This is a genomic window from Paracoccus rhizosphaerae (assembly GCF_026162645.1).
GTDB lineage: Bacteria > Pseudomonadota > Alphaproteobacteria > Rhodobacterales > Rhodobacteraceae > Paracoccus > Paracoccus rhizosphaerae.
The window spans coordinates 1-2,974 of sequence record NZ_JAOTBE010000134.1; the positions used below are offsets into that span (position 1 = coordinate 1).

Genomic DNA, 2,974 nt, shown 5'->3' on the forward strand with positions numbered 1-2,974 from the left:
GAAAAAGAGGGCAAGGCGTGCCATCTGCGCGTCAGTTAGCCAGAAAAGGTCACTCATGTCACCGCTCCGTTTCCGGACCGTGAATCACGCAGCGCAACGGAAATCAATGCATCCTGACCCTAGTCTTCAGACACGTCCCAGACTGATTCGGCACGACAGTCCCCACGTACTCGGCGCCGGACAATGTCTCGCTGGCTGCTTGGCGACGCTGACGCCGCTCACCTGATGGGTGGCAGTCAGCAGGTCAAGCAATCAAACTGGGCTGTCACAGATGCCAGGCGGCGTGGCTTCCTGTCCTGGGACGACACTGCCCGATGGAGAACTTCTCCGTTGGTCGGTCCAAACAAAGTTCAAGGTGTTTGTTCTTGCTGCCAACGCTACGGCCCCGCGACGCTAGTAGCGTAATGGGCGCACACCACGTCTCAGCAGAAGCCGTCAAAACCGCTTAAAAGTCTAGGCAATCAGATCCGGCCCGTTCCCTACCAATTAAGACCTCTCCGCTAGCACCGTCAGAAAGCTTTCCTCTGATGATGGCGAACTCAAATGCCCTATCTGAACGACCTGATCGAGCTTTCTGGCATTGCCAGCAACACGACATACAGCGCCGCAAACGGGACGATCCTGGGGGTCGTCGATGGCGCAACCTATAGTGGTGACGACGACAATACCGACACCACCATCGTCGAGCTGAACAACACCGACAGCGATGGCGGCATCCTGACGATTGGTGGCGTCGACTACAAGATCTTTGTCGTGACGCCTGACGGGACCGGCCAGCCCGTCACGCTGACAACCGGAAATGGCTCGGTGACGAACATCACCGGGACGGACGGGACCTCGAACATCGCCTTCATTCACGCCGTGCCGCTGTCGGGTGTGGGACCGACGCGCTATTTCGCCGCGTTGGACGACCGGGTCGGCGACATCAACATCAGATCGTTGCAGACAAGGATGCTGGATTTCGATCCAAGTGGCAACGACGTCCAGATCAGGCTGGACGGCAATAATCGGGTCACGAGCGAGACCGGCGACACCCTGTCTGGCGGCAGCGGCGACGACACCCTCAGCGGTGGGGGCGGCAACGACAGGATCACGGGAGAGGCTGGCAACGACAGCCTCAGCGGCGGCACCGGAAACGACACCCTGATCGGCGGGTCGGGCAATGACCGGCTGCTTGGCGGCGACGGCGCAGACAGCATCGATGCCGGAACGGGGGCGGACTATGCCCTCGGCGGCGCGGGCAACGACACGATCATCGGCGGCGATGGCAACGACACGCTGGACGGCGATGTCGGCGATGACAGCATCCGGGGCGACATCGGCAACGACAGCCTGATCGGCTGGCTGGGCAACGACACCCTCGATGGAGGCGAGGGCGACGACACTGTCGACGGGGGCGAGGGGAACGACCTGCTGCCGGGTGGTGCCGGCAACGACAAGATCCTCGGCTGGCTGGGCAACGATACGATCCGCGGCGGAGACGGCAACGATTTCATCGACTCCGGTGCCTATGGCGACTTCGCCTGGGCCGACGGCAGCGACAGCGTCTATGGCGACGCCGGCAACGACACGATTTCGACCGGCGCGGGTGCGGATTTCGTCGATGGTGGTGCCGACAACGACGTCATCGACGGTGGCACTGGTGACGACAAGATCCTTGGCGGCACGGGCGATGACACGCTGATTGGCGGCGGCGGCGCCGACACCCTTGTCGGCGGCGCGGGCAACGACGTCTTCATCTACACGGCAGACGGAAACATCGACACCATCGCCGACTTCAATGCCGGGAACACCGGCGCGCTCGACGACGGGGATTCTACGAACAACGACTCCATCGACCTGAGCCGGTATTACCACAACCTGTCCCAGCTGCGCGCGGACCTTGCCGATGATGGCATCCTGAACCAGTCGAATGCCACCGATTCGCATGGCCGCCCCATGTCCTATGCTGACAAGGACTCGCTTCTCGTCAATGGGCAGGGGGGTATCAGGTTGACGGGCGTCGCGGCCACCGATCTGACGGTCGAGAACACCAATGTCACGTGCTTCTGCCGCGACACGGGGATCCTGACGCCTGGCGGAGAGATCGCCGTGCAGGATCTTTCAACTGGCGATCTGGTCATAACCTTGGATGCAGGCCCGCAGCCGATCCGGTGGATCGGGCACCGCGACCTCTCGGCCTGGGACCTTCAGGCCCATCCCAATCTGCGCCCCATAAGGATCCCGGCAGGCGCCTTGGGCGGCGGCTATCCTAAGGATGATCTAATCGTGTCGCCCCAGCATCGGATTCTTGTCCGGTCCCGCATTGCCAGACGCATGTTCGGAGAGGATGAGGTGCTTGTCGCGGCGAAGCACCTTGTCGGCACAGGCGCCATCGCGGTGATCCCGACAGGCGCCCCCGTTGAGTACTGGCACCTGATGTTCGACCGACACCACCTGGTGTTCTCCGAGGGTGCCGTCACCGAGAGCCTGTTCGTCGGTCCTGAAACGATGAAGGGCATCGCACCCGCAGCCCTGCGCGAAATTCTTGATCTATTTCCCGCCCTGCAGGAGGCCCCGTCTCTTCCGGCGCGAACATTCGTCGGCGGACGGATGGGAAGGACATTGGCCATGCGCCACCGAAGGAACGGGGTCGATCTGCATGCGCGTTGACGCCGGGCTCAAACGCCCCCTTCACAACCTGCCTCAACGCGCCCTCCGACCTGAAAGGCGGCTTTAGCGATGCTTGCGCTGCTGCTGCTCCGGCGATGTAATGGACAATCGTGGCCGAAGAGGCCTCCCACCGCATTGTCTTCGGCATTTGCAATGGCGATCAGGGCCGGAACCAAAAATGCCCGGTTCGCACACTTCGTTTGGAGTGCGCCCCTCGGGCTGGACCAGTCAGGGGGCTCGCTTTGACCGGGGCGCGGCGTTTCTTTCTTCGAACTGGTTCGGGCTCAAGTAACCGAGCGCAGAATGCAGCCTGGTGGAGTTG

At 62.2% G+C, this 2,974-nt stretch carries 1 protein-coding gene; it reads left to right on the forward strand.

Going from position 1 to position 2,974, the window contains the following annotated elements:
* Positions 1-543 precede the first annotated feature (543 nt).
* Positions 544-2,652, forward strand: a complete 2,109-nt coding sequence (locus OC184_RS19745) for a Hint domain-containing protein (protein ID WP_265508894.1) — start codon at positions 544-546, stop codon at positions 2,650-2,652.
* The last annotated feature ends 322 nt before the right edge of the window (positions 2,653-2,974 follow it).